This is a genomic window from Glycomyces sp. YM15 (assembly GCF_016918015.1).
Classification (GTDB): Bacteria; Actinomycetota; Actinomycetes; order Mycobacteriales; family Micromonosporaceae; genus Glycomyces.
On record NZ_JAERMK010000003.1, the window covers coordinates 199,441 to 224,534 of the forward strand.

Annotated in this window: 24 protein-coding genes; 9 read left to right on the forward strand and 15 right to left on the reverse strand. The window is 70.8% G+C overall.

The annotated features are described in order from the left end of the window. Positions 1-206 precede the first annotated feature (206 nt). Complete coding sequence (locus JHY01_RS05280; protein WP_205324557.1) at positions 207-743, forward strand: SigE family RNA polymerase sigma factor; 537 nt, start codon at positions 207-209, stop codon at positions 741-743. Beyond that, a complete protein-coding gene (locus JHY01_RS05285) occupies positions 740-1,534 on the forward strand; it encodes a hypothetical protein (RefSeq protein ID WP_205324558.1) in 795 nt (264 codons plus the stop codon). The genes JHY01_RS05280 and JHY01_RS05285 overlap by 4 nt, the downstream gene beginning before the upstream one ends. Positions 1,535-1,884: 350 nt before the next feature. On the opposite strand, the gene JHY01_RS05290 is transcribed toward JHY01_RS05285, so the two are convergent. Together JHY01_RS05290 and JHY01_RS05295 are read right to left on the reverse strand one after the other, a co-directional pair. Beyond that, positions 1,885-2,613, reverse strand: a complete 729-nt coding sequence (locus tag JHY01_RS05290; protein WP_205324559.1) for a PIG-L deacetylase family protein — start codon at positions 2,611-2,613, stop codon at positions 1,885-1,887. 21 nt (positions 2,614-2,634) lie between these two features. Further along, positions 2,635-3,105 (reverse strand): rhodanese-like domain-containing protein, encoded by a 471-nt coding sequence (locus JHY01_RS05295; RefSeq protein ID WP_205324560.1) that lies wholly within the window; start codon positions 3,103-3,105, stop codon positions 2,635-2,637. 197 nt (positions 3,106-3,302) lie between these two features. Here JHY01_RS05295 and JHY01_RS05300 point away from each other — a divergent pair, with 197 nt between their 5' ends. Beyond that, the gene (locus tag JHY01_RS05300; protein WP_205324561.1) at positions 3,303-4,139 is read left to right on the forward strand and encodes an aldo/keto reductase; all 837 of its coding nucleotides are present in this window, start codon (positions 3,303-3,305) and stop codon (positions 4,137-4,139) included. A gap of 173 nt (positions 4,140-4,312) precedes the next feature. On the opposite strand, the gene JHY01_RS05305 is transcribed toward JHY01_RS05300, so the two are convergent. The 3 genes from JHY01_RS05305 to JHY01_RS05315 form a co-directional block, all read right to left on the reverse strand. Then, positions 4,313-4,525, reverse strand: coding sequence for a helix-turn-helix transcriptional regulator (locus JHY01_RS05305; RefSeq protein ID WP_205324562.1), 213 nt, complete (start codon positions 4,523-4,525; stop codon positions 4,313-4,315). Further along, positions 4,525-5,016, reverse strand: coding sequence for a DUF2975 domain-containing protein (locus JHY01_RS05310; RefSeq protein ID WP_205324563.1), 492 nt, complete (start codon positions 5,014-5,016; stop codon positions 4,525-4,527). Before JHY01_RS05310 ends, JHY01_RS05305 begins: the two co-directional genes overlap by 1 nt. Positions 5,017-5,081: 65 nt before the next feature. Then, positions 5,082-5,978: a sigma-70 family RNA polymerase sigma factor gene (locus JHY01_RS05315; protein WP_205324564.1), complete on the reverse strand. Its 897-nt coding sequence runs from the start codon at positions 5,976-5,978 to the stop codon at positions 5,082-5,084. A 179-nt stretch (positions 5,979-6,157) separates the two neighbouring features. Between JHY01_RS05315 and JHY01_RS05320 the strand changes: the two genes are divergently transcribed. Then, positions 6,158-6,628: a carboxymuconolactone decarboxylase family protein gene (locus JHY01_RS05320; protein WP_205324565.1), complete on the forward strand. Its 471-nt coding sequence runs from the start codon at positions 6,158-6,160 to the stop codon at positions 6,626-6,628. Between the two features lie 90 nt (positions 6,629-6,718). Here JHY01_RS05320 and JHY01_RS05325 read toward each other — a convergent pair whose 3' ends face one another. The 7 genes from JHY01_RS05325 to JHY01_RS05350 form a co-directional block, all read right to left on the reverse strand. Further along, the gene (locus JHY01_RS05325; RefSeq protein WP_205324566.1) at positions 6,719-7,969 is read right to left on the reverse strand and encodes an arginine deiminase; all 1,251 of its coding nucleotides are present in this window, start codon (positions 7,967-7,969) and stop codon (positions 6,719-6,721) included. Between the two features lie 15 nt (positions 7,970-7,984). Beyond that, complete coding sequence (locus tag JHY01_RS05330; RefSeq protein ID WP_205324567.1) at positions 7,985-9,421, reverse strand: basic amino acid/polyamine antiporter; 1,437 nt, start codon at positions 9,419-9,421, stop codon at positions 7,985-7,987. A 1,549-nt stretch (positions 9,422-10,970) separates the two neighbouring features. Beyond that, entirely contained in the window at positions 10,971-12,437 is a 1,467-nt protein-coding gene (locus JHY01_RS05335) for an ABC transporter ATP-binding protein (protein ID WP_205324568.1), read from the reverse strand. After that, positions 12,434-13,279, reverse strand: coding sequence for an ABC transporter permease subunit (locus JHY01_RS05340; protein WP_240192412.1), 846 nt, complete (start codon positions 13,277-13,279; stop codon positions 12,434-12,436). Before JHY01_RS05340 ends, JHY01_RS05335 begins: the two co-directional genes overlap by 4 nt. 149 nt (positions 13,280-13,428) lie before the next feature. Continuing rightward, positions 13,429-14,370 carry an ABC transporter permease gene (locus JHY01_RS05345; RefSeq protein WP_307814258.1) on the reverse strand — a complete coding sequence of 314 codons (942 nt, stop codon included), beginning with the start codon at positions 14,368-14,370 and terminating at the stop codon, positions 13,429-13,431. Continuing rightward, positions 14,370-15,923, reverse strand: coding sequence for an ABC transporter substrate-binding protein (locus JHY01_RS26380; RefSeq protein ID WP_275889675.1), 1,554 nt, complete (start codon positions 15,921-15,923; stop codon positions 14,370-14,372). The genes JHY01_RS05345 and JHY01_RS26380 overlap by 1 nt, the downstream gene beginning before the upstream one ends. 23 nt (positions 15,924-15,946) lie before the next feature. Next, entirely contained in the window at positions 15,947-17,365 is a 1,419-nt protein-coding gene (locus tag JHY01_RS05350; RefSeq protein ID WP_205324571.1) for an MFS transporter, read from the reverse strand. Between the two features lie 120 nt (positions 17,366-17,485). Between JHY01_RS05350 and JHY01_RS05355 the strand changes: the two genes are divergently transcribed. The 3 genes from JHY01_RS05355 to JHY01_RS05365 all read left to right on the forward strand — a co-directional run bounded on the left by JHY01_RS05355 (position 17,486) and on the right by JHY01_RS05365 (position 18,937). Then, a complete protein-coding gene (locus JHY01_RS05355; protein WP_205324572.1) occupies positions 17,486-17,926 on the forward strand; it encodes a helix-turn-helix domain-containing protein in 441 nt (146 codons plus the stop codon). A 34-nt stretch (positions 17,927-17,960) separates the two neighbouring features. Beyond that, complete coding sequence (locus JHY01_RS05360; protein WP_205324573.1) at positions 17,961-18,368, forward strand: VOC family protein; 408 nt, start codon at positions 17,961-17,963, stop codon at positions 18,366-18,368. A gap of 122 nt (positions 18,369-18,490) precedes the next feature. Further along, positions 18,491-18,937, forward strand: a complete 447-nt coding sequence (locus tag JHY01_RS05365) for a universal stress protein (protein WP_205324574.1) — start codon at positions 18,491-18,493, stop codon at positions 18,935-18,937. A 139-nt stretch (positions 18,938-19,076) separates the two neighbouring features. Here the strand turns inward: JHY01_RS05365 and JHY01_RS05370 are convergent, their stop codons facing one another. After that, positions 19,077-20,576, reverse strand: coding sequence for a glycoside hydrolase family 43 protein (locus tag JHY01_RS05370; RefSeq protein WP_205324575.1), 1,500 nt, complete (start codon positions 20,574-20,576; stop codon positions 19,077-19,079). Between the two features lie 153 nt (positions 20,577-20,729). On the opposite strand from JHY01_RS05370, the gene JHY01_RS05375 reads away from it, so the two are divergent. Then, the gene (locus JHY01_RS05375; protein ID WP_205324576.1) at positions 20,730-21,608 is read left to right on the forward strand and encodes a hypothetical protein; all 879 of its coding nucleotides are present in this window, start codon (positions 20,730-20,732) and stop codon (positions 21,606-21,608) included. Continuing rightward, complete coding sequence (locus JHY01_RS05380) at positions 21,605-21,970, forward strand: GntR family transcriptional regulator (RefSeq protein WP_205324577.1); 366 nt, start codon at positions 21,605-21,607, stop codon at positions 21,968-21,970. The genes JHY01_RS05375 and JHY01_RS05380 overlap by 4 nt, the downstream gene beginning before the upstream one ends. A 158-nt stretch (positions 21,971-22,128) precedes the next feature. Here JHY01_RS05380 and JHY01_RS05385 read toward each other — a convergent pair whose 3' ends face one another. Beyond that, entirely contained in the window at positions 22,129-23,883 is a 1,755-nt protein-coding gene (locus JHY01_RS05385) for an ABC transporter ATP-binding protein (RefSeq protein ID WP_205324578.1), read from the reverse strand. A 239-nt stretch (positions 23,884-24,122) separates the two neighbouring features. Then, a complete protein-coding gene (locus JHY01_RS05390) occupies positions 24,123-24,950 on the reverse strand; it encodes a hypothetical protein (protein WP_205324579.1) in 828 nt (275 codons plus the stop codon). Between the last annotated feature and the right edge of the window lie 144 nt (positions 24,951-25,094).

Consider the following 25,094-nt stretch of genomic DNA (forward strand, 5'->3'; position numbering starts at 1 on the left):
TTAGACGACCACTTCCCATACGGCCCCCCCCCCGGGGGGGGGGCGGGGGGGGGGGGGGGGGGGGGGCCCCCCCCCCCGCCCAGTTTCGGGGCGGCGCCACCGGTAGCGCCGCACAAGCCTTTGCCGTACAAGAAAGTGAGGGTGTGTTGGTTCGGCTGCTAGACTCTCCGCCTCCCCGAATTCGACCCGCGACCGGAGGCCCCCCGTTGGAGCTCCCCGCTCAGCTGGAAGAAGACGCCTTCCGGGCCTTCTTCGAGCGGCATCACGCCGAGCTGGCGCGCTTCGCGTGGCTGCTCATCGGCGAGAGCGGAGCGGCCGAGGACATCGCGGCGGACGCGATGCTCGCAGTGTGGCGGCAATGGGACCAGGCCCGGCGGGCCAGGTCGCAGATCGCATACGCGCGCGGCATCGTCGCGAACCTCGCCAAGACCCGCATTCGCGCCGCCGTGCGCGAACGGCGCCGGAACACGCTGTTCTGGCAGCGTCCCGGCGAGACGCACGACGGCCCGGACTCGGCCGCGGTGGTGGACGTGCGCGAGGCTCTGGAGCGGCTGCCGCTGCGGCGGCGGGCCTGCGTCATCCTGCGGCACTCGCTGGAACTCTCCGAACGCGAGACCGCCGACGCGCTCGGCATCTCGATCGGCACGGTCAAGAGCCAGACCTCGAAGGGCCTGACCGAACTGCGGCGCATCCTCGGACCCCAGGAGGCCTGGGCGACGATTCGGAAGGAGGGGCAAGGGTGAACGACGACATCAACGACCGGCTCCGGGTGACCGCGGAGGAGTACGAACCGGACCGCGACCGCATGTGGTCGCGCGTGTCCGAGGGCATGCGCGAACCACGGGTGCGGGCCGAGCCGGTGCGCTCCGGCTGGCGGATCCCGCAGCTGGGGCTGGCGACCGGTGCGGCGCTGGCGCTCATCGGCGCGATCGTGTTCTTCGGGCAGTTCCTGGGCTTCGGCCCGGTGATCGGCCCTACTCCCGAACCTCCCGCGGCCGGTCCCGGTACCCGGTCCGCCGAGGCGACGGACCCCGCGACCAGCGACGACCCCGCGACGGACGCGGAGGAGACGAGCACGGACGAGGGCGAGAGCGATGCGCCCGAGGGCGAGGTGACCGAGGGCGGCTCGAGCCCGGAGGTCGACACCGGGCCCTCATGGCTGTGGACGGACGGCTCGATCGACCCGAACAGCAACGACTACTGGTCGCAGTCGACCCTCACGTTCAAGAGCGACGAGGCGCTCACCGGGCTGAGTGTGGAGCTGCGGGTGGCCGAGGGCGCGGGCGTGGAGTACACGGACGCGTGGACGAGCGGCGACACCTGGTTCACGGAGGCGGAGGTGACCGAGGAGGAGGGCTTCCTGGTCTACCGCTGGACCCTGCAGGAGGGCGCGGTGCTCCCGGCCGGCGAGTACCAGCTCGCGGGCCAGTACAACCACGGCTCGGGCGGGCGCAGCGCGTACGACGACGTGTACTCCTTCGAGGCCGTGACCGAAGCGGGCGAGAGCGGCGCGGTCGGAGGCGACTTCGAATGACCGGCCCCGGCCGGACTGTTTGACTCCGCCGCGCCTGACCACCGCGGCGACCCCAGAGCGAGAGCGGGGACCGAGCCTTCGGCTCGGGGCCCCCCCCCGGGCAAAGGAAACCGGGGGCGACCCCCAAAAAACCCACCCCCGGGGCGACCCCTGCGCGTGCGGGGGGACCGAGCCTTCGGCTGGGCCCCCGCTCCGGGAATATGAAACGGGTGCGATCCCGTAATATCCGCATAAATCCCCCCTAAGGGACCCCTGGCGCAAAAGTACTCCCGGGGCCCGACAGGAATCGCCCGAACGTCCGATCCTGCACATCATTACGGCCGGAAGACGCGGACTCGCCGAGGCTCCTGTCAGAAATTGACCAGCTCGAACGTGGTCGCGTACCGCGTTCCGAAGCGCTCGCCGGCGCCCGCCGCGAAGTCGGTGAGGAAGCCGCGCACGTACGTCTCCGGGTCCTCGTCGGTGAGCGCCGAAATGTAGGCGCGGTGCTCGAGCAGCGAGGCGATCCCGGCCTCCATCGTGTCGGTGACGTCGACCGCGTGCGTCGACGCCGGCGAAGCGGCGAGCGCCACCCACCGCACCCCGCCCCAGGGTTCGAGGCCCTCGTCGGCGAGCTCGGGGAAGATCCACCGGTTGCCCGCGTCGTTCGCGGCGTCGAGCACGGATTCGCCGACGGCGCGGTGGTCGGCGCTGTTCCAGTGCCCGGGCATGAAGTGGTCGCGCCGGTTCAAGGTGATGACGAGTTCGGGCTTGTGGCGGCGGATCGCGGCGGCGAGATCGCGGCGGAGGGCGATGCCGGATTCGATGACGCCGTCGGGGTGGTCGAGGAATTCGACGGAGGAGACGCCGACGACCGCGGCGGAGGCGCGCTGCTCGGCGTCGCGCACGGGCGCGCATTCCTCGGGCGGCATGGTGTCGATGCCGGCTTCGCCGCGGCTGACCATGAGGTAGGCGACGTCGCGGCCGCCGCCGGTCCAGCGGGCGACGGCCGCGGCGGCGCCGTATTCCATGTCGTCGGGGTGGGCCACGATGGCCAGTGCCTTGGTCCAGTCCTCCGGCATGGCAAGGAGTTCGCTCATGCGTCGATTATGGCTCGCGGTTCAGCAGGAGCAGGAGACGCCGCCGGCGGGGACGGTGAGCGGGTCGGGCTTGCCGCGTTCGGTGCCGGCGTCGGTGGCGACCGGGAGGCCTTCGCGAATCCAGTACTCCATGCCGCCGATCATCTCTTTGACCTGGTAGCCAAGTTTCGCGAACTCGACGGCGGCGCGGTAGGCGCCGTTGCAGCCGGGGCCCCAGCAGTAGACGACGACGGGCCTGGCGGGGTCGGCGAGTTCGGCGGCGCGGGCGGCGATGTCGTCGGTGGGAAGGTGGACGGCGCCGGGAACGCGGCCCTGGTCCCAGGCGGCTCTGCCGCGGGAGTCGATGAGGGTGAAGCCGGGGTCGCCGTCGTTCAGCGCGGAGTGGACGTCGGAGACGTCGGTGCGGAACGCGAGTTGGCCGGTGAAGTAGGCGAGGGCGTCGGCGGGGGCGGCCGGGGGTACGCGCAGGACGGCGTTCGGGTTCGTTTCCATGCCCCGAATCTATGTGCCGGTACAAAGATTCGAGCACTCGACACAAAGTGGGTCAGGATGTGGGAACAACGATCGGCAGGGTGTTTTCGCCCGGTTTAGCGGGTACTCGGGCGGCGGTAGCGTAGACCGCGGCGCCCCTCACCGCCTTGCACACCGCGCCGCCCCCGGCGGCGCCTCCGATCAGAGAGGCTTCCTCCATGGCATCCACAGCACCCACCGTCGAACTCGCGCACGGCGCGGCCATGCCGCTGCTGGGTCTGGGCACGTGGCCGATGGACGACGCCGAGGCCGAGCGCGTGGTCGCCGAGGCGATCGGGCTGGGCTACCGGCTCGTCGACACGGCCGAGAACTACCGGAACGAGCGCGGTGTCGGGCTGGGGCTCAAGGCTTCCGGCGTGGCCCGCGAGGACCTGTTCGTCACCACGAAGTTCAATAAGGAGTGGCACGGCGTCGATCTGGCCGCCGAGGCCTGCGAGCGGGGCCTCGACCGGCTCGGGCTCGACTACCTCGACCTGCTGCTCATCCACTGGCCGAATCCGCAGCACGGACGGTACGTCGAGGCCTGGGAGGGCCTGGTGCGGCTGCTGGAGTCGGGGCGGGTGAAGGCGATCGGCACGTCGAACTTCAAACCATCGCATCTGGACAGGATCATCGAGGCCACGGGCACGGTGCCGGATGTGAACCAGATCCAGTTGAGCCCCTTGACGACTCGGCTCGAGGCGCGCGCGTACCACAAGGAGCGGGGGATCGTGACCCAGTCGTGGTCGCCGATCGGCGGCCAGGGCGGCGAGGTGCGGAACGAGCCGAAGGTGCTGCAGCTGGCCGAGAAGTACGGGAAGACGCCGGTGCAGGTGATCCTGCGCTGGCACCTGGACTCGGGGCTGACGGCGGTCGCGAAGTCGAGCGATCCCGAGCGGCTGGCGCAGAACCTGGACGTGTTCGACTTCGAGCTGGACCCGGACGACGTGATGTCGCTGTCGGCCCTGGACCAGGGCGAAGCCGCCGCGGCGGACTCGGACGAGTTCGGGCACTAGGGATCTGACACGTGGGAGCGGCGGGGGGGGGGGGGCCCCCCCCCCCCCCCCGCGGGGGCCGGTGTGGGGGGGGGGCCCCCCCGCCACCGCCCCCGGGGGGGGGGCGGGGGGGGGGGGGCCGGGGGGGGGGGGGGGGCGGGCGCCCCCCCCCCCCCCCCCCCCGCTCGGAGTGCTCAGTGCTGGTCGGGCTCCCATCGGAGCACGTCGCCGGGCTGGCATTCGAGCACTTCGCAGATCGATTCGAGGGTGGTGAAGCGGACCGCCTTGGCGCGTCCGTTCTTGAGGACGGCGACGTTCGCCGGGGTGATGCCGACCGCTTCCGCGAATTCGCCGACTGACATGCCGCGTTTGGCGAGCAGGACGTCGAGGTCCACGACGATCGCCATCAGATCACCTCGGCGATCTCGGTCTTGAGGTCGACGGCCTTGCGCAGCAGGCTGCGCAGGATGACGACGAGCAGCCCGAAGACCACACCGACGCCGACGCACAGGATCATGGCGTCGAACTCGTCGAACCTCCGGATCGGGCCGCCGGTGCGGCCGGTCGCGGCGAGGTGGAGTGCCACGCCGCCCGCGAGGACGACGCCGGCTCCGGTCGCCCAGACGACGGTGTCGACCCAGCGGAAGGACTTGGCCGTGAAGATGGTGTCGCGCTGGATCTGGTCGAGCAGCTTCCAGGAGGCGAAGAGCACGACCTGGACGCAGACGAGGCCGAGGACGGCCGCGGCCATGTAGACGTAGAGCCAGTGGAACCCGGGCGCGAAATGTCGCACGACCCCGGACTCGGTGCCGGGGATCAGGATGAACTGGCCGTAGAGCGTGAGCAGCAGCGCGCCGATGAGGCCGAGCCGCACGGTGATGAGAGCGGTGGTTTTCATATATCGATTCTCGACCGATATCTATCGCAAGTCAATAGATATCGGCCGACAATCGATAGATTCGATTACGCGTCGAGCAGCGTGAGCTCCATGCCGCGCACGCGGTCCGGATCGGTGACGCCCTCCATCGCGATGATCTTGTCGCCCTCGACGGTGAACACCAGCACGCGCGTCGGGAGGCCGGGCAGCGAGGAGATGACGCCGATCTTGCCGTCCGCGAGCACCAGCTGCGCGGCGGTCGCCATGGCCGCGAAGGTCATCGCGCCGCCCGCGATCTGGGCGGCGCCGCGGATGATCTGGCCGACCTCGGCCGCGTCCGTGCGCAGCGTGATCTCGGGGTCGAGCACCGACACCAGCGCCTCGAAGTCCCCGCCGCGCGCGGCCGCGAGGAACGCCTCCACCACCGTGCGCTGCTTCGAGACCGCTTGGCGCTGCGGCACATCGGTCCCCCGCACCCGCGCCCGCGCGCGACTGGCGAGCTTGCGAGCCGCGGTGGGCGTGCGGTCGACGATCTGGGCGATGTCGTCGAAGGGCACGCCGAACATGTCGTGGAGGACGAACGCGAGCCGCTCGGCCGGTTCGAGCGTCTCCAGGACCACCAGCAGCGCGAGGCTCACCGAGTCGGCGATGACCGCGGCCGATTCCGGGTCGGCCGCGACGTCCGCCGGGCCCGGCAGCGCCGTCGGCTCCACTGCGACTGTGCCGTCGAACGACGTGGGCATGGGCTGCTCGGCGCGGGATTTGCGGCGCCGCAGTTGGTCGAGGCAGACGCGTCCGACGACCGTGGTGAGCCATCCGCTGAGGTTGTGGATGCGTGCGGTGTCGCTGGCGGCCAAGCGGAACCAGGCCTCCTGCACCGCGTCTTCGGCCTCTCCGGAGGAACCGAGCATCCGGAACGCCACGGCCTCCAGTCGGGGCCGGTCGGCCTCGAATCGTTCCGCCAGCCACTGGTCGTCGTTCATAGTCGCTCCTCCTCCAACGGGGTCGTCGACCTTATGACGCGCGAGCGGCCGAAAACGTGACAGTCCAGCCGCCCGCCACGCCTGTCTAGTGATCCAAGACACACCCAACCGCTCGGCGGTCACATCGCCGCGCCGCGATCCGTCAAGCCGGCATACGACGAAACCTGAAGGAGCACATCATGGAAGCCCGCATCGACTACTACGCCAACCCCGTCGCCGCGAAGTTCGCCAAGTACATCAACTCGGCCGGCAGAGCCCTCACGGACGTCTCGCTCCCGGAGGGCCTCCACAACCTCATGTTGATCCGCGCCAGCCAGATCAACGGCTGCGGCGTCTGCCTCGACATGCACACCAAGGACGCCGCGCACGACGGCGAGACCGCAGTCCGCCTCGCCATGGTCGCCGCCTGGAGGGAGGCCACCGTCTTCACCGAGGCGGAGAGGGCCGCGCTCGCGCTCACCGAGGCGGGCACCCGCCTCGCCGACGGCGAAGGGGTCCGCGACGACATCTGGGACAACGCCCGCAAGCACTTCGACGAGGACCAGCTGGCAGCCCTCGTCTCGATCATCGCGATCATCAACGCCTACAACCGGATGAATGCGATCCCGCAGATCCCCGCGGGCTCCTACCAGCCCGGCCAGTGGGGCTAGACCGACCCGGACACCACCGGAGCGCACCCCGGAGGGGCGCGGCCGCTCGGCCGCGCCCTTCAGCGTTCCACTCTCTTGCGTCCCGCCCGTTCAGAAGTCGACCGGGTCGCGGATGATCGGGCAGGTCATGCAGTGCCCGCCGCCGCGCCCGCGCCCGAGTTCGGCGCCGACGATCGGGATGACCTCGATCCCGGCGTCGCGCAGCAGCGTGTTCGTCTGCGTGTTGCGGTCGTAGGTCATGACCACCCCCGGCTCGAGCGCCACCGCGTTGTTCCCCGAATCCCATTGCTGCCGTTCGGAGGCGTAGACGTCACCGCCCGTGGCGATGACCCGCAGACTCCGCAGCCCCAGCGCCTCCGCCACCACCTCGGTGAACGCCGCCGAACCGTGGTCCTCCAACTCCAGACCCGGCGCACTGTCACTGGGCCGCAAGGAGAACGTGTGCACCGCGTCCATGATCTTCGGATAGAGCGTCACCAAGTCCCGGTCCGCGAACGTGAACACCGTGTCCAAGTGCATCGCCGAGCGCAGTTTCGGCATGCCCGCCACGACCACCCGCTCGGCCGCACCCCGGTCGAACAGCGCCTTCGCGACCTGCGTGATCGCCTGCCGCGACGTGCGCTCGCTCATGCCCATGAGCACCACGCCGTTCCCCACGGGCATGATGTCGCCGCCCTCGAACGTCGCCTGCCCCCACGACTCGTCCGGATCGCCCCACCACACCTGGGACCCCTTGAACTCGGGATGGAACGTGTACACCGCCTTCATCAGCAGCGTCTCGTCATGGCGCGCGGGCCAGTACAGCGGATTGAGCGTCAGCCCGCCGTAGAGCCAGCACGTGGTGTCCCTGGTGTACAGCGTGTTCGGCAGCGGCGGCATCAGGTACTCGCGCGCCCCGGTCGACTCACGCGCCAGCGCCACATAGCCGGGCCGCAAGTCCCGCGGAAGGTCGTGTGTAGACAGACCGCCGATGAGGTGCTCGGCGAGCTCGGCCGGGCCGAGCGACTCGAGGAACTCCCGGGTCGGCTCCATGAGCCCCAGCCCGACCTCGTTCGCGGTGATCTTGCGGTCGAGCAGCCACCCGCGGGCCTCCTTGTCGGCCATGGTCTGCGACAGGAGTTCGTGCAGCTCCACGACCTCGATGCCCCTGTCGCGCATGTGGTCGACGAACTCGGCGTGGTCGCGCTGGGCGTTCTCGACCCACATGACGTCGTCGAACAGCAGGCCTTCGGCGTTCGTGGGCGTCAGGCGGCGGTGCGCCAGGCCCGGCGCGCACACCAGGACCTTGCGGAGCCTCCCGACCTCGGAATGGACGCCGTACGACTGCACTCGCTCGGACATGGCGGTACTCCCCCCTCAGATCGTGATCCAGCCCGCGGCCAGGGCGACGACGCCGATCGCGGCCCCGGCGACCGAGACCGCCAGCAGGGCGGCCTCACCGGGGCTGAACAGGCGGCGGCCCTGCTCGCGGCGGGCCATGACGAACAGGATCGTCGCGGGGGCGTAGACGATCAGCGACACGAGCACATACTTCAAGCCCGCGGCGAACAGCAGGAACAGGGTGTACGCGGAGGCCAGGACCGCCACGGTGAGCTCGGTCGGGGTGCCGCGCCGCGGCCCGCCGCGCCCGGTCCCCACCTTGACCGCGAACAGCGCCGCCAGCAGGAACGGGATGAGCGTGAGCGCGCTGGTGAGGTCGAGCGCGAAGTTGAACGCGTCGTCCGAGAAGTAGGTGACGACCAGGACGACCTGGCTGAGCGCGGTGGTGAGGACCAGGGCCGGGACGGGCACGTCGGCTTTCGTGGCGCGGCTGAGGAACCGCGGCATGTCCTTGTCCTCGGCGGCCACGAACAGGACTTCGGCGGCCATGAGCGTCCACGCGAGGTACGCGCCGAGGACCGAGACGATCAGGCCGATCGAGACGAACACCATGCCCCAGGTGCCTACGGCCGCTTCGAGGACGCCGGCCATCGAGGGCTGGCGCAGTTCGGCGATCTCGTCCATCGGCATGATCCCGTACGACACGATCGTGACCGACGCGAAGACCGCGAACACGGAGAGGAAGCCGGTGATCGTGGCGCGCCCGACGTCCTCGCGGCGCTTCGCGTGCCGCGAGTACACGCTGGCGCCCTCCACCCCGAGGAACACGAACACTGTGACGAGCATGGTGCCTCTGACCTGGTCGAACAGCGAACCGGCGTAGTCGGCGCCGCCGAAGTTCTCGGCGAACACGCCCGGGTCGAAGAAGAACAGCGCGAGGATCACGAACACGCCGATGGGGATGAGCTTCGCGACGGTGACGATCCGGTTGATCGCCGCGGCCTCTTTCACGCCCTGCTTGATGAGCAGGAAGAACCCCCAGAGTCCGGCCGAGGAGAGCACGATCGCGAGCACCGTGTCGCCTTCGCCGAGCGCGGGCACGAGCGCGCCCGCGGTGGACATGATGAGCACCCAGTACGTCACGTTGCCGACGCAGGCGCTGGCCCAGTAGCCGAACGCGGAGAAGAAGCCGGGGTATTCGCCGAATCCGGCTTTCGCGTAGGCGTAGACGCCGGCGTCGAGGTCGGGGCGGCGGACGGCGAGGTTCTGGAACACGAACGCGAGCATGAGCATGCCCGCTCCGGCGACGGTCCAGGAGATGAGCGCGCCCGCGACGCCGGTCTGCTGCGCGAAGCGGCCGGGGAGGGAGAACACGCCGGCGCCGACCATGGAGCCGACCACCATGGAGGTGAGCGTCCAGAAGGCGAGTTTGGCGGCGCGGGGGGCTTCGACCGTGTTCGCGGCTTGGGCCATGGGAGTCCTCGCAGGTCGAATCGCCCGGCCCGTGAGGGCACTGGAGCCCTGAATATATCGCCGGGGTGGCGACGGGGTCTCGGATTCGGGGGGAACGTCAGGGGCGTCGGCGGTCCCGCCCGCCGACGCCCTGACGCCGTTAGTCGGCGGGGAAGGCGTTCGCTCAGATCTTGTCCATGCACCGGAACATCGGCCTGAGCGGGCGACGACAGCGGGAGTGGCTCCGGGCTGTGTTGCTGTCGTGGGGGCTGGTCACCGATCGCGGTCAAAGCCGTCAGCGACGGGAATGTGAGAGGGGACCGGAGGCTCAGTGTCCGGGATCGGGCTACGCTGCGGCCCGGGTGCAAGCTGGCAGCGACGGGAGTGCGGGGGTGGCACCCGGGTTCGACCTCCGCAGCCGAGCGGTCATTGGATCGGGTTCGTCCTGGCGGCGAAGGAGTGCTGGGCGGCGGCTTCGGGGCATGTCGCCGGGGCGGGGCCGATGGGGCTCGGACTGGGCCGCGGAGGCGGGGTGGTCGGCGGCACGGGAGCGGTCAGCCGCCGAGTTCGGCTCGGCTGCGCTCTTGCCCGTGTCCGTGTCTGTGTCTGTGTCTGTGTCTGTGTGCATGGTCGTGGTCCTCATGTACCTGTGTCGCCTCCTTCCCGCTGCTCCGCTTGCTTCCCTCGCTGGCCCTGCTGACCCTGTTGAACCTTGCTTGGGCTTCCGGTTCCGGCCCTTCGGCTTTCACCTGGCCGCGCGCCGTTCCTGCCGGGGGACGCGTGCTGGTGCTTACCGTCCCTGAGGAAGTGGTGCGGCCGCCCGGTGGATGCCGGTGGCTTGCCCGGTGGATGCCGGGTGGATGCCGGTGGCGGGTTCGCCTCCCGAGGATCGCTTGCCGTTCCTCGGGATCCGTCCCGTAGGCGCGCGGGCTTGCGGGCGCGGCGCTGCCGGGACGGGGTGGTGCTCGCCATGGACGTGCTGGTGCTGCCCGGGCCGAGTCCTGTAATGCTCGGTCTGGCTTCGCCCCTCACGCTGGCGGGTCGTGCTGGTGTCGCAGGTGCCCCCGTGTGGGGCGCTGCCTTCTGGTTGGGGTGATCCCAACTAGGATCGTCCACCCAGTCACGGCCCATCGGGGGCGCGGACAGCTGCGGGCGATGGCACGGGGGTGAGATCGGACGCCTCCAGTGGAGGAGCACCCTGGCTTACCGGGTCGTCGCCTCGAAACAAGTCGGTTTGTCGGATCGGCCAGAGGCTTGTCGTAGTCTGCTTACACCTACCCCGACACCTGTACCAGTTTCCTGTCCCTGTACGTACCTCAATTGTCCCTCATGCAGCCCCCGACTGTCATCACCCACAGGTGGAGAACCTCCTCATGTTCCCCACCCCCACGCCCGGCCTGATCGACTGCGTCCCAACCGAACCCGACCCGAGGCGCGCCACCCCGCCAGCCCCGCCACCCACCCCTCCGTCGCTGACTGCTCGAACCCCAGCCAAGAACCGACTCCACATGAGACACGTGCGGCAGTCGAGCACCGTTGCCAGGTGAGCCTGGCTCTCGTCGGCTCGCCCTCAGTTCTCCATGACCGCGTGGCCGTCCTCAATGCGTAGCACGCGGTCGGCGAGGCGTTCGGCCACGAACGGTTCGTGGGTGATGAGGAGGATCGTCATGCCGCCCCTGCCTTTCAGGGCCGCGAGGAGATCGAGGACGCCTTTCCTGGTGAGCGCGTCGAGCCCGGAGGTGATCTCGTCGCAGACGAGGACCTCCGGCTCGGCCGCGAGGGCGCGGGCGAGCGCGGCCCGTTGGAGCTGGCCGCCGGAGAGCTCGTCGCGGCGGCGGTTCGCGGTCTCGGCGGTGAGTCCGACCTCGTGCAGGACGCGCTCGGCCTCGGCGCGGGCCTGGCCGGGAGGCAGTCCGCGGAGGCGGACGGCGCTGCGCGTCACCGTCGCGAGGATGGTCCGGTGCTCGTCGAAGGAGGCGCGGGCGTCCTGGAAGACGTATTGGACGCGGGCGCGCTCGGCGCGGGTGCGGCGGCGGCCGCGCACCGGCAGCGGTTCGCCGTCGAGGAGGAGTTCCCCGGCGGTGGCCTGCTGGAGCCCGGCGATCGTGCGGGCGAGGGTGGTCTTACCCGAACCGGAGGCGCCCAGAATGGCAAGGCATTCGCCTTGACGCGCTTGGAAGTCGACGCCGTCGAGGACGCGGGTTCGGCGGCCGGCGAGGACGGTGAGACCCCGGCCGGCGATGCGGATCGGGGCCTCCGCGCCCCCGGCCGGGGCGGGCTCGGCGGTTCTGGCGGCGAGCAGACGGCGGGTGTAGTCGTGCTCGGGTTCGGTGAGGACCCTCGCAGCGGGGCCGCGTTCGACGACGCGTCCGGCGTCGAGGACGAGCATGTCGTCGGCGACGGCTTCGACGAGGTCGAGGTCGTGGCTGAGCAGGACCACGGCCAAGCCGTTCGCGGCGGCGAGGCGGAGTTCGGCGGCGATCCTGTCGCGGTTGTCGAGGTCCTGGCCGGTGGTGGGTTCGTCGGCGACGAGGAGTTTCGCCTCGCACAGGAACGCTTGGGCGAGCACGAGCCGCTGCTGCTGCCCGCCGGAGAGCTGGTGCGGGAAGCGGCGCAGGTAGGCCGGGTCGTCGAGGCCGACGCGGCGCATCGCGTCGGCGATCCGGGCGGCAGTCGCCGGGCCGGGCGGCCGCGCCTCGGTGCGGGCGGTCTCCCGGCGGACGTCGGCGATGTCGGCGAGGACGCCGCCGATGCGGCGAACCGGGTTGAGCACCGCGGCCGGGTGCTGCGGCAGGTGGGAGGCCGGCACCTCGCTTGGGGCGCAGTGCAGAACGTCGACGCCTGCGACTTCGACGGTGCCGGTCGCGGTGACGCCGCGCTGCACCGCGCCGAGCAGGGCCGAGCCGATCGTGGTCTTGCCCGAGCCGGAGGCGCCGACGATCGCGAGAATGCGCCCGGCGTCGAGGGTGAAGCCGACGTCGTCCACGAGGGTCTTCCCGGCGGCTTCGGCGCGCAGCCCGGTCACGTTGACGCTCATGCGGCGGCCTTTCGGGCGAGGAGCCGGTCGAACAGCAGGTTGAGGCCGACGGCGAGCGCCACGAGGAGGGCCGCGGGGAGCACGACGCCCCAGGGGGAGAGGAAGATCCCGCCGCGGTTCACGTCGACCATGACGGCCCAGTCGCTCGCTTCGGGGCCCGCGCCGACACCGAGGAAGCTCGCGGCGGCGACGAGGTAGAACGCGCCGACGAGCCGCACTCCGGCGTCGGCGGCGACGGTGGGGAGGATCGACCTGGCGATGTGGCCGATCGAGGTGCGCCACCAGCTTTCGCCTTGCAGCCACATGGCTTCGACGGCGGGGCCGTGGGCGGTTTCGAGGGCGGCGGCGCGCACGATCCGGGCGATGTCGGGGAGGTTCACGAGCGCCACGATGAGCACGAGCATCCAGGCCGTGGGCGGGGCGATCGAGGCGAGCAGCAGCATGAGGAGGAGGGACGGGAGCGCGAGGAGGAGGTCGAAGGGCCGCATGAGGAGCTCGTCGATCCAGCGGCGGCGGGTCGCGGCGGCGATGAGACCGATGGGGAGGCCGACGAGGAAGGCCGAGGCGGTGGCGGCCGCGGCGGTGACGACGATGCCCCAGCCGCCGTCGAGGACCCCGTTGAGGACGCTCGTGCCGAGGTAGTCGGTGCCGGGCCAGGGCGCGGCAGGGTCGAACGGCTGGGTGCGGTCGCGTTCGGGGACGGGCAGGAACGGCCCGACGAGGGCGATGCCGAGTGGGAGGGCGAGGAGCGCGGCGAGCGCGATGCGTTCGGGGAGGGAGTTGCGGCGATCCGATGGTCGGGTGTGTCGCGATTCGAGCGCCCCCGATACCAAGGGTGCCAAGACGGTGCGACGTTTTCGAGGGCTCGTTGCCCCCGGGGTCGGGTGTGTCGCGTTGTGAGCGCCCCTGGTATCGAGGGTGCCGGGAGGGTGCGACAGGTCGTCGGGGTCGAGGCCGCGCCGGCCGCTTTCGGGCAGATCCGGTTCGGGGCTCATCGCGCCACTTCCAGTCTCGGGGCGAGGCGGAACGCGACGAGGTCGGCGGCCAGGTTCACCAGTACCGTCGTCGCGCCGAAGGCGACCGCGATGCCCTGCACCACAGGCAGGTCGCGCGCGTTCACCGCGTCGACCAGGGCCGTGCCGAGGCCCGGGATGACGAAGACGCTCTCGACGACGATCACCCCGCCGAGCAGCCAGTCGGCCGTCCGGGCGATCTGCGCGGTCGCGGGTGTCACCGCGTTCGGCAGGGCGTGCGCGAGCACGACCCGCCGCTCTGACACCCCGGCCCTCCGCACATGCGCGACGTACTCCGAATCGAGCGCCTCGATCATGCCGGCGCGCACCAGCCGCGCGATCGAGCAGATCGGCCGCGCCAGCAGGACGAGCAAGGGCAGCACCAGGACCGCGGGCTCGGACAGGAGCGAGGGCACCCCCACCGCTGTCGGCGGCAGCCACGCCAGGCCGATCGCGAAGACGCTCACCAGCAGCACCGCCAGCGCGAACTCCGGCACCGAGTACAGGCCGACGGTGAAGGTCGTGATGAGCCGGTCGGGCCAGCGCCCGCGCCGCCGGGCGGCGGCGACGCCGAGGCCGATCGACAAGGGCAGCAGCAGGATCAGCGTCAGGCCTGCGAGGATGAGCGTCGGTTCGAGGGCGGTGACGAGCAGGCCTGCGACCGGGCGTCCCGAGACGAGCGAGGCCCCGAAGTCGCCGGTGGCGATGCCGGCGAGCCAGTCGCCGAGCCGCGCGAGCGCCGGTTCGTCGAGGTGCATCTGCTCGCGGATGCGTTCGATGTTGTCGGGGTCGGGCTGGTCCCCGGCGAGGGCGACGGCAGCATCGCCGGGGAGCAGCTCGACCAGTGCGAACGCGAGGACCGCGACGGCGAGGACTTGGACAGCGCCCAGCCCGATCCGCTTGGCCGCGTATGCGAGCACTAGTCCATCCAGACCTTGTCGAAACGCGCCCAGTCGAGGGTGTTCGCCGGCGCCTGCTCGACGCCGTGGACGCCGGGGAGGGTGCCGATGATCCAGTCGGCGAAGCCCCAGACGAGGTACCCGCCTTCGTCGTGGAGGCGCTGCTGGATCTGCTGGTAGAGCACCTCGCGTTCGGTGGCGTCCGCTGTGGACTGGAGTCGGAGGTACAGCTCGTCGAAGTCGGCCTGGTGCCATTGGGTGAGGTTGGTGGGCGATTCGGTGAGGAGCCGCTGCGAGATGTGGGAGGCGATGGGCATCGCGCCTGAGCGGTAGGAGGCGATCTGGCCTTCGGTGAGGATGTCGGCCCAGTAGGTGTCGGCGTTGCGTTCGTTGATCTCGACTTCGATCCCGGCTTCGCGCACCTGCTCGGCGAAGATCTGGGCGGCCTCGGTGAAGCCGGAGCCGACATCGGCGGTGTCGAGGGTGATGCTCTGGACGCCGGCCGCGGCGAGGAGGGTTCTGGCGGTCTCGAGGTCGCGTTCGCGCTGGGGGATGTCGGCGGCGTAGTGCTCGAAGCCGAGGCCGAACAGGTCGTTGCCGACGAGGCCGCGCCCGGAGAGGACGGATTCGACGAGTTCGTCGCGGTCGCAGAGCAGGAACATCGCTCGGCGCACTTGGGGGTCGTCGAAGGGCGCGCGGTCGGTCTTCATCGCGAAGCCGAGCATGTTGGAGCCCGGGGAGGCGACGAGGGCGACGGCGTCGTTGTCCTCGTTGGCGCGGGCGGTGGTCGCGGAGAGGTCGTGCGCGTATTCGACCTGGCCGCCGAGGAGGGCGTTGATGCGCGCGGACTCCTCGTCGGCGACGACGATCTGGAGCCGGTCGAGTTTCGGTGCGCCGTCCCAGTAGTCGTCGAAGCGTTCGGCGGTGAACTCGCTGCCGGGAGTGAAGGACACGAACTTGAACGGGCCCGAGCCGATGGGGGCGTCGAAATCGTCGGCGCCTTCGGGGACGATGTACGCGCCGAAGGCGGCGAGGGAGTTCGGGAACTCGGCGAGGGGGTATTTCAGTACGAACTCGACGGTCAGGTCGTCGACGGCCCGGCTGGCTTCCAGGTCGATCGGAGCGAGGTCCTGCTTGGCGCGGAAGGTCGCTTCGGGGTCGGCGATGCGCTGGTAGCTGTAGAGCACATCGGCGGCGCGCACAGGGCTGCCGTCGTGGAAGGTCGCTTCGCGGAGTTTCACGGTCCATACGGTGACGTCGGGGTCGGGCGTCCAGGATTCGGCGAGGCGCGGCACGGCCGCCATGTCGGTGCCGAGGTCGGCGAGCTTGTCGAACACGGCTTTGGCGCGGGCGGCGTCGGCGAAGAGGTTGACGCGGTGCGGGTCGATGGTCTCGTCGGCTCCGCCGCCGGCGAAGGCGGCGCGGAGGGTGCCGCCGGTCTTCGGTTCGGTGGCTTCGGGGTCGGGGTCGGAGCTGCACGCGGCGAGCACGGCGCCGGACGCGCCGAGGGTGAGGCCCGCGGCGCCGAGGACGACGCGGCGGCTGAGGTGCGGGGTGGCCGATGGGTGGCTCATGAGGGTTCCTTCGTGGTTGCGGTTCAAGAGGTTCGCGCTGCGTTGCGCGGAGGGGACGGCTTCGGCGAGGCGGCGGGCGGCTCGGCGCCGGAGGTCGCGCCGCAGCGCAAGGCGGTGTCCTGCGGCTCGGCGGGTGACGCGGGTTCGGCGAGCGCCGGGTCGTGCGACGCGCCTCGCGACCCATCGCAGGGGCGGCCCTGCGGCGCGTCCTCCAATGGCGCTGCAGCCTGCGGCTGTGCGGCCGCGAGGGATCGGGAACCCCGCAGGCCGATGACGGCCGCCGCCGAGGCGAGCCCGAGGAGCGCGCAGCAGGTCCACGACGCCCAGGCGGCGCGGTCTCCCGCCACGTCTGCGACGAAGCCGACCGCGCTCGTGCCGATCGCCGCCACGATCCCGGAGAGCAGGTAGTAGACCCCGAAGTACGTGCCCGTGAGTCCCTGCGGCGCGAAGCCTGGAATGAGCTCCATGACGAACGGCTGCGCCACCATCACGCCGATCGAAAGCACCAGCGCCGACACGAGCACGGCCGCGAAGTGCAGCCCCGGCGCGCTCGCGGGCAGCAGGACCGGCGGCAGGAACGCCGCGCCGATGAGCGCCATGCCCAGCGCGATCGCCGCCGCCCGGCTCAAGTGGCGCTGGCACCAGTCGGTGCTGCGCACCTGCAGCCCGAGCGTCGCCACGGTCGAAGCACCGAAGACCGCGGCGGTGGCCCAGTCGGTGCCCGTGGAGTCCACGGCGGCTTTCGGGAGCAGCAGGTACAGCTGGTTCTGGAGCGCGAACAGTGCGGCCGTGGCGAGCGTGAACGACATGAACCCCTTGTCCGCGAACGCTTCCCGCCACCCGCCGAGCACCGTCGTCCGGGCCTTCGCCGCCTGGTGCGGCGGCAGGGTCAGCATCTGGGCGACCCCAAGGACCAGGAACACCAGTGCCGAGACCAGGGCCCCGAGCCGGAAGTCGACGATCACGAGCGCGCTGCCCACCACCGGCCCGAGGCACATCCCGGTGTTGGCGGAGAGGTTGAACAGGGCGAACGCCTCCGCCCGCCGGTCGCCCGCCGCTTCGGCGACGTACGCCCGCACCGCGGGGTTGAACAGGGCCCCGGCAACGCCGCTGACGACCGCCGCGGCGATGAGCACCGCGAACGAGGGCGTCAGCGCGAACAGCCCGAACCCGAGCGCGCGCAGCAGGCATCCGGCGATGATGACCCCGCGCGGCCCGAGCCGGTCGGAGGCCGTGCCGCCGATCAGGTTGAGCCCCTGCTGGGCCAGGTTCCGCACGCCGAGGACGACGCCGATCGCGGCGAGCGACATCCCGGCCGAGGTTTCGAGGTGCACCGCCAGGTAGGGGATGACCATGTAGAAGCCGAGGTTGACGCCGAGCTGGTTCACCAGGAGCAGCCGCACGGGCAGCGGCTGCTCCGTGAAGGACCGTATGGTGCGCAAGGGACCTCGTCTGGGCAGGGCGGCGCCGGGTCGCGCCGGAGGGCAGTCGGTTTCGATAAAGATAACGGAACTCGTTTTCATTTCAATGGTCGAAACCCGGGATGTGACCTGCCTCCGCCCATGCGATCATCGGCATACGCGCACGTGACCTCGGAGGATGCCGTGAAGATCCCGGGCGAAGACCAGAACCGCCGCCTGCTGCGCGCCCGCGACGCCATGGACCGCGACTACGCCAAGCCTCTCGACGTGCCCGCCCTCGCCCGCGTCGCACTCATGTCCCCCGCGCATTTCAGCCGCCGGTTCCGGGACACGTTCGGCGAGACCCCGCACCGCTACCTGCAGCGCCGCCGCATCGAACGCGCCTGCGCGATGCTCCGCGACACGCGCGCCACCGTCACCGAGATCGCGCTCGCGGTCGGCTTCGACAGCCTCGGCACGTTCAGCCGCACGTTCTCCCAGGTCATCGGACGCTCACCCACCCGGTACCGCGCGGAGGTCCCGACGTTCAAGGCCCCGGTCTGCTTCGTCAAGTCCTGGACCAGACCGAGCAGTTTCGGATAAGCCGCACGCATCCCCGCGCCCATAGGCTGGTCACATGTTCACCGGAATCAGCATTCACACCGTGTTCGTCCTCGACCAGGAAGAGGCGATCGACTTCTACGTGGGCAAACTCGGCTTCCAGATCTCGACCGACGCCGACCTCGGCTTCATGCGCTGGCTGACGGTCGCGCTCCCGGAGGAGCCCGAACGCCACCTCCTCCTCGAGGTGCCCGGCCCGCCCTCGCAGAGCGAGGAGACCGCCGCGCAGGTCCGCGACCTGCTCACCAAGGGCGCCCTCGGCGCGACCATGCTCACCACCGACGACTGCCGCGGCACCTACGAGCGGCTCAAGGACCTGGGCGTCGAGTTCACCGAGGAACCCACCGAGCAGCCGTACGGGATCGACTGCGCGCTGCGGGACCCCTTCGGCAACCACATCAGGATCACCCAGCCCGGAGGCTGAACCGCACCGCGGAACGCCCGGGCCGGCCCGGGCGTTCCGCCTTCCCGGGAGTGCGGTCGGGAGGGTTCGACCGCTGTTCAGGCGGGTACTCCAGGGACTCGCACCAGCCCTAAGGAGGGAACATGGACCAGACAGAGGAGCGCAGGGAACGCATCGTCGTCGGCGTCGACGGCTCCGGGCCCTCGGTCAAGGCCCTCGAATGGGCAGTTCGGCATGCGCGGCGCACCGGCGCGAAGGTCGAGGCCGTGCAGGCCTGGGAAGTGCCGACCATGTACGGCAGCGGCATGATGGTCCTGCCCGGCGGCGAGGAGTTCGACCAGTCCGCCCGGCAGTCGCTCGAAGCGGCGGTCAACCACGCCCTCGGCGGGAGGATGGACGTCGAGGTCGAGCACCATACGGTCGGCGGCCACCCGGCCAAGACGCTCATCGACATGTCCGAAGGCGCCGACCTCCTGGTCGTGGGCAGCCGCGGGCACGGCGGTTTCGTCGGGTCGCTCATCGGCTCGGTGAGCCACTACTGCGTCAACCACGCCAGCTGCCCGGTCGTGATCGTCCGCGAGACCGATTGAGCCGCAAGGCCTCACGCGACGGACTACGGCACCGATTGCGCTGCACGGGCACGTGCGACGCCTTCCCCCGAACCTCGACCGGCGCCACCGTCACGGTGACGCCGGCTTCAAGCCGCGCGCGGCGCCCTCGCCTGAGCCGTCACGCCGTCGGCGCCGACGCCGTTGCGGTGTAACGGAACCTGCGCAAGCGTGACGACTCGCCGGCCGCGCCGACGCCGAGCACCCGGCCGGTGAAACCGGCCGCGACCTCGGTCGAGAGGTAGCGGCCGTCGAGCCGCGCCAGTTCCGTGACGTCGTCGCCGACGACCAGCGCGAGCACGATGTCGTCCGGGCCGTAGGCCGTCATGGTCTCGGCCTCGCAGTCGACCGCGGCGATCCGCAGCACCACCGACCCGGCCGTCAGCGAGACCGAACCGAGGTCGGCGCTCACGCCGCCGATGCGCGCCTGCGCGCGGACCGTGCCGTCCTCGAAGGCGAGGCCGTAGCGGTGGCGGTCGTCGATGCGGACCTCGAATCGGCCCGAGCCGGTGAACTCGGCCTCGGCCTCCCATCGCAGGTCCTCGACGCGGGTGCACAGCAGGCCGGGGGAGCCGTCACCCGGGACGCGGAGCCGAAGGCCCCCATCGGTGTCCGGCGCGGCGATCGCGTCCGGTTCGCTCGCGGGCGAGACCCAGCGGGGGTGCGGGGCGTCCGCGGTGAAGTCGTCCTCGAAGGAGGTTTCGTCGGGGGTGAAGTCGTAGCGGTGCTCGTCGAACACGGGCCAGCCGTCGACCCAGTCGACTCCGGCCAGGAACGTCTCGCGGCCGAGCACGTGGTAGCAGGGGGTGAAACCCGAGGGGCGCACCGCGAGGTAGACGGCGGCCCATTCGCCTGAAGCGGTCTGGACGAGGTCGGCGTGCCCGGTGTTCTGGACCACCAGGCCCGGCCTGGACCGGTGGGTGAAGACGGGGTTCGCCGGGCAGGACTCGTACGGGCCTTCGGGCCGTTCGGCGCGGGCGATGGTGACCGAGTGGCCGCGTTCGGTGCCGCCCTCGGCGAGCATCAGGTACCAGTATTCGCCGATCTTGTAGAGATGTGGCGCCTCGGGGAAGTCGAGGCGGCCGGTGCCCTGCCAGACCTGGTAGGGCTCGCCGATGAACTCGCCGGTCTTGAGGTCGACGCGGCCTTGGAGCATCCCGCGGAGTTCGGTGCCCGCGACGCTGCCGGTCCAGGTGAGGAGGAGTTCGCCGTCGTCGTCCCAGCAGATGTCGGGGTCGATGCCGACGGCTTGGGGGATGAAGATCGGGTCGCTCCAGGGGCCGGCGGGGTCTTCGGCGGTGACGATGGTCTGCCCGGAGTCGGCGTCGCCGACGTTCGTGGTCGCGAAGTAGAAGCGGTCTTCGTGGTGGCGGAGGGTGGAGCCGTAGATGCCGCCCGAGGGGCGGCCGTCGGCGCGGAGGAATTGGCCGCGGCGGTCGAGGATGTTGCCGATCTGCTTCCAGTGCACGAGGTCGCGGCTGTGGAATATCGGTGCACCGGGGAAGTATTCGAAGCTGGAGTGGGCGAGGTAGTAGTCCTCGCCGACGCGGCAGATCGTCGGGTCGGGGTGGAAGCCCGAGACGATGGGGTGCTCGGCCCCGGACACGGCAGTTCGGCTCACAGTGCTCCCTCGTTCAGCGCGGAGCCACCAGACTAAGTTGTGTCGCCAAACTTTGTCAACCGGCTTCAGCCCGGACCGACCCGAACTTGTGTTGACACAAGTTCTCGGGATTTGTATCATGTGTTTGATACAAGTTCTGCATCGGAGAAACACGTGCCCCTATTGATCATCGCGGGACTCGCGGCCGTCGCACTCACCGCCGCACTGCTGCTGACCCGTCGCCGCGTCGCCGTCGGCCCCAACGGCACCGCCGTATCGGACGCCATGCGGCCCATCGTGAGACGTTCGACGATCATGCGATTCGCCGGACTCGCCATCGGCCTCGCCGCCGCGGCGGCGATCGTGACCGCGGCACCGCCGAACTGGCTCGGCCTGGAAGCCGCCCTCGCAGCGCCCGCATTCACCCTCTGCCTGCTCGCGGGCGTGCTCATCGGCGATATCACCGGAACCGTCCCGACTGGACCGGACCGCGCCGCACCGATCGAAGTCCGATCCGTCCGGTCCTACCTGCCGCGCTTCATGACCGGCGCGGTGATCGCGCTCGGCGCCACGCTGGCGGTCCTCCTCACGGTCACGAGCCGCATGGGCAGCGCCGACGACATGAGCAGGGCCGGACGGTTCCTCACGCTCTCCTGCCAGGACCTCACCGCGAGCAGCGGCCCTTGGCCCGGCGTGTACTACAGCCTGCCGATCGCGGCATCAGTCCTCATCGGCATCGCGGTCGCGGCACCCGCACTGCATGCGGTGACGCGCCGACGCCGCCCGGCGGCAGGCGATGCGGTCCGCGCCGTCGACGACGACGCCCGCCGTGCGTCCGCCCGCACCATCGTCGCCGCCTGCGGCGTCCTGGTGGCCGCGCCACTGACCGGAACCGGGCTGTTCGCGGGCACGGCCATGATCGGGAACACCTGTGCGACAACCGCGGTGACGGCCCTCGGCTGGACCGCGCTCGTCCTCGGACTGACCGCGTTCATCGCCACCTGCTGGTTCGCGGCGATGGCGGTCTTCCCGCACCGGGCGGCGCGGCGATGACGTTCGAGGTCCGAGTCGACACCGCGAGTCCCGTACCGCCGTATGAGCAGATCCGCGTGCAGTTGAGCGACCTCATCGACCAGGGGCGGCTGGTCGCGGGCGACCGCCTGCCGCCGGTGCGGCAGCTCGCCGCCGACCTCGGGCTGGCGGTGGGGACGGTCGGTCGGGCCTACCGGGAGCTGGAGGCGGCCGGGAAGGTGAGCTCCCGCCGCGGCGGCGGCACCCGGGTCACGGCGGAGGCCGCGCCGCAGCCTCCCGCCGAACTCGCCCGGCTCGCCGCCGACTACGTGGCGGCCGCGCGCCGCCTCGGCACCACCGACCGCGATCTCATCGCCGCCGTGCAACGAGCCCTCACACCGTGAGCATCGCGACTCACACCCCGGCGACAACTCGGGCCCGCCCCTGTTTCCGCAGGTAGCGGGCCCTTGTCGTACCCATGTGGGAGGGTGACCTTTTCACTGGTAGTGGTGAAGGTGGGAACGGGTGGGTACCCGGGGCCGCCCGTATGCGCCGGACGGCCTCAGGCCGCCGCGTGCTGCACACCCCAAGTCCGCGCGTACCGGCCCGAACGCTCGAGCAGCTCGTCATGCGTGCCCTGCTCGATGATCCGCCCGTGCTCAAGCACCACGATCACATCCGCGCTCCGAATCGTGCTCAGCCGGTGCGCGACGACCAACGTCGTCCGCCCGCGCATCAGCGTCTCCAGCGCGCCCTGGATGTGCCGCTCCGATTCCGAGTCGAGCGCGCTCGTCGCCTCGTCCAGGAACAGGATCCGCGGATCGCGGATCAGCGCCCGCGCGATCGACAGGCGCTGGCGCTGCCCGCCCGAAAGCCGCGCGCCCCGCTCGCCCACCACCGTGTTCCAACCATCCGAAAGGGATTCCACGAACTCCAGCGCGTTCGCGTCACGCAGCGCGTTCCGCACCCGCTCATCGTCGATCGGCCCCAGGCCGTACGTGATGTTGTCGCGCACCGAGCCCTCGAACAGCACCGAATCCTGCGGCACCACCGACACATGCCGCCGCACCGACCGCATGTCGAGCGCCTCCATGTCGACCCCGTCGAGCGCGACGGTCCCGCCCGCGGGCCGGATCAGCCCCAGCACGGTGTTCATCAGCGTCGACTTGCCCGAACCCGAAGGCCCCACGAGCGCAATGGTCTTCCCCGCCTCGATGTCGAGGTCGACCCCGTCCAGCGCGGGCGAACCGCCGTCCGGGTATCGCACGGTCACCCCGCGCAGCTCGATACGGCCCTCCACACGCTCCACAGTGGGCTTGCCTTCGTTGTGCTCGACGTCCGGGTCCTGCAGGATTTCGGCGATCGACCGCGCGGACTCGGTGCCGCGCGCGGTGACCGGCACCAGGTTGAGCACGGACCCCACCGAACCGGTGAGCATCGAGAAGTAGGTGCCGAGCACCACGACCTGCCCGGCCGAGATCGGCGCCCACCCCATGAGCGCCACCGTCGCGGCCAACAGCAGGCACCCGACTGACAAGAGCTGCATGGTGACCCAGCTGGCCGCGCCGAACCGGCCGTTGACGACGTCGAGCCGCAGCCCCCGGTGGCGCACCTCTTCGGTCACCTCCGCGACCCGCCCGGTCGCGACGTGCTCGAGCCCGTGCGCGCGGGTGATCGGCATGAGCGCGGCCATCTCCCCGACCCGCGCGGAGAAGACCTCCATCTCGCGGCGGAACTCCTCGTTGCGCTCGCGGGAGCGGCGGCGGGTGAACCACCAGACTCCGAAGCCGCAGGGGATCGACAGCGCGAACACCGGCAGGAACTGCGGCACCGTCAGCGCGGTCATGGTGATCGCGCCGGCGAACACGAACACGGCCGAGAGGAACGGCCCGCCCGACTGGGCGAACATCATCTCCACGTTCTCGACGTCGCGCACGACCTTGCTCTGGATGATCGAGGCGTTCGACCGCGAGTGGAAGCCGATGGACAGCAACTGGAGTCGGGCGGCGAGCGCGTTGCGGAAGCCGGCCCCGAGGGACCGCACCGCACCCATGTAGAGACGCGTGAACCAGACGTGTGTGAAGGCGTTCTGGACGACGAGGACGACCGCGCCGATGGCGAGCCAGCCGAGGGTCGACACCGGCCCGCCCCGAACGACCGCGTCGACGGCCGCGCCGGTGATGACCGGCATCAGCCACTGCGGGCTGTCCTTGACGGCGAAGACGGCGATGGAGGTGACGAGTCGTCCCCGGCTGGGGCGGAGTGATCGGAGGAGCGATCGGACGGGCTGCTTCCCGTCGAGGGTGGTGGTTTCCATTGCAGCAATGGCCCCGTGTTCGATTAGAAGGTTTGACCTAGAGGATTCAGGTTGGGCGGCAACGAGTCTCCGGATGGGATGGATCACCCGCCGCCAGCTGGGCCTCGCAACGCACCGTCCGCGCGAGGTCACGATTGAAAACCCTAGTCCCGGCGGCCGCAACGCGCCTCCGCTTTACGTGCACATCACAGGCACGACGCAGGCCGCCGCCGTGCCTGCGGCGACGACCGGATCGGCCCTCAGCGAGAGCGGCGGGCCTCCGCGGATTGGCGTGCGGATCGACGAGCCAGGAGTGTCGCTGCGACGGCCACCAGGATCACCGCTCCGCAGATCCGCGCGGTCCACAGCCATCCCCAGTGCTGCACGGTGTAACCCTCATCCGAGAGGTCGAATCCCAGCACGGTCAGCAGCAGCGCATACGCCGCCGCGCGCGGGCTGCCGCCCGGCTCCGCGACGCCTTGCACGGTGCCGACGGCCAGCGGGAACACGGCCAGAACGATGATCGCCATCGCCGCGGTCGGCACCCGCGACCGCTTCGGCGCGCTGTCCGGTGCGCCTCGCCGTGCGGCCCGCCAAAGCATCAGGGACGGCACCACCGTGATCAGGGCGAGGAGCGCGCCGCACAGCAGCGCCAGGTAGGCGCCGCCGGCGATCGCCGCCATGGTCGCCGTGGCGCCACCGATTCCCGGTCCGAGCAGCACGCTTTCCGCCACGGCGAAACCGCCCAAGCTCGCCAAGGCGGCGATCGCCGCACCGACCGCGATCTGGCACACCGGCAGCAATGCGCCGAGCTTCAGGGTCGGGGCGATCCGGGGATCGGGCTCCGGCAGTGCTTGGTCGCCGATCGGCCTCTCGGCGGCTGAGGAGAACGCTGCGATGGCGTCGGCCGCGCCGCTGCTGATCATGAGCACCAAGGCCAGCGCCGCCCAGGAGCCGAAGAGCGCCGACGCCGCGGCGATGCCGCCGGATCCGAGCCAGTCGGCGGCGGCGACGGCGGCGACGATGGTCTGGACCGCACCGGCGGCGACGGTGATCCAGCCGCGCCGGTGCGAGGGGAAGCGGGCCATGCGCGCAACGTTAACGGGTTTCAGCAGCGGCGCGCGACGTCTCCAATCACCTCGCGGTCCTCCGAGACGCGGGCCTGGTGGCCGCCGACCGTGACGGCCGCGTGATGCGATACCGGTTGGCCTCACCCAAGGTGGCGGATCTGG

Bases quoted from the DNA above. Each gene is read 5' to 3' on its own strand.
- JHY01_RS05335 (WP_205324568.1), bottom strand. From the start codon at position 12,437: ATGAGCGTCAACGTGACCGGGCTGCGCGCCGAAGCCGCCGGGAAGACC.
- JHY01_RS05330 (WP_205324567.1), bottom strand. From the start codon at position 9,421: ATGGCCCAAGCCGCGAACACGGTCGAAGCCCCCCGCGCCGCCAAACTC.
- JHY01_RS05310 (WP_205324563.1), bottom strand. From the start codon at position 5,016: ATGAAAACCACCGCTCTCATCACCGTGCGGCTCGGCCTCATCGGCGCG.
- JHY01_RS05385 (WP_205324578.1), bottom strand. From the start codon at position 23,883: ATGGAAACCACCACCCTCGACGGGAAGCAGCCCGTCCGATCGCTCCTC.
- JHY01_RS05390 (WP_205324579.1), bottom strand. From the start codon at position 24,950: ATGGCCCGCTTCCCCTCGCACCGGCGCGGCTGGATCACCGTCGCCGCC.
- JHY01_RS05300 (WP_205324561.1), top strand. From the start codon at position 3,303: ATGGCATCCACAGCACCCACCGTCGAACTCGCGCACGGCGCGGCCATG.
- JHY01_RS05325 (WP_205324566.1), bottom strand. From the start codon at position 7,969: ATGTCCGAGCGAGTGCAGTCGTACGGCGTCCATTCCGAGGTCGGGAGG.
- JHY01_RS05360 (WP_205324573.1), top strand. From the start codon at position 17,961: ATGTTCACCGGAATCAGCATTCACACCGTGTTCGTCCTCGACCAGGAA.
- JHY01_RS05305 (WP_205324562.1), bottom strand. From the start codon at position 4,525: ATGGCGATCGTCGTGGACCTCGACGTCCTGCTCGCCAAACGCGGCATG.
- JHY01_RS05290 (WP_205324559.1), bottom strand. From the start codon at position 2,613: ATGAGCGAACTCCTTGCCATGCCGGAGGACTGGACCAAGGCACTGGCC.
- JHY01_RS05320 (WP_205324565.1), top strand. From the start codon at position 6,158: ATGGAAGCCCGCATCGACTACTACGCCAACCCCGTCGCCGCGAAGTTC.
- JHY01_RS05315 (WP_205324564.1), bottom strand. From the start codon at position 5,978: ATGAACGACGACCAGTGGCTGGCGGAACGATTCGAGGCCGACCGGCCC.
- JHY01_RS05295 (WP_205324560.1), bottom strand. From the start codon at position 3,105: ATGGAAACGAACCCGAACGCCGTCCTGCGCGTACCCCCGGCCGCCCCC.
- JHY01_RS05365 (WP_205324574.1), top strand. From the start codon at position 18,491: ATGGACCAGACAGAGGAGCGCAGGGAACGCATCGTCGTCGGCGTCGAC.
- JHY01_RS05355 (WP_205324572.1), top strand. From the start codon at position 17,486: ATGCGATCATCGGCATACGCGCACGTGACCTCGGAGGATGCCGTGAAG.
- JHY01_RS26380 (WP_275889675.1), bottom strand. From the start codon at position 15,923: ATGAGCCACCCATCGGCCACCCCGCACCTCAGCCGCCGCGTCGTCCTC.
- JHY01_RS05380 (WP_205324577.1), top strand. From the start codon at position 21,605: ATGACGTTCGAGGTCCGAGTCGACACCGCGAGTCCCGTACCGCCGTAT.